The sequence below is a fragment of the Mesorhizobium sp. LNHC229A00 genome (assembly GCF_000502415.1).
Taxonomy (GTDB): Bacteria; Pseudomonadota; Alphaproteobacteria; order Rhizobiales; family Rhizobiaceae; genus Mesorhizobium.
In genome coordinates this window covers 1-384 of the sequence record NZ_AYWQ01000204.1, presented here as the reverse complement: position 1 = coordinate 384, position 384 = coordinate 1, and the positions used below count along the sequence as shown (strand labels likewise).

The 384-nt window shown below is 63.0% G+C and carries 1 protein-coding gene; it reads right to left on the bottom strand.

Features of this window, described 5'->3' with window-relative positions; translation table 11 throughout:
- Positions 1 to 384, bottom strand: a 384-nt coding sequence (locus X742_RS140115; protein WP_023775700.1) for a TIGR00730 family Rossman fold protein, incomplete at both ends; no start/stop codon positions are given.

Genomic DNA, 384 nt, shown 5'->3' with positions numbered 1-384 from the left:
CTCGGTCAGTTCCTCAACGGTGCCGATACCGCCCGGCAAGGCCACAAAGGCATCCGCATACTCGAACATGAGCTGCTTGCGGATGCTCATGTCGGGAACTGAAATCGTCTGGCATCCCGATGACAGCATCCTCATCCGCTCGACCAGGAACTGCGGAGTGATGGCGACTACGGTTCCACCCGCTTGTGCAGCGGCAATGGCAACCTGGCCCATCAGGCCGTCACAGCCTCCCCCATAGACCAGGCGAATGCCGGCCGCGGCAATTGCCTCGCCAAGGATGGTGGCGCAGCGGGCGTGGTCGGGATCGTTGCCAAGCATGGCGCCGCCGAAAACGCAGATCGTGCCGATGCGTCGCTGCGAGGGATAGGAGCGGCCGATCTGTTC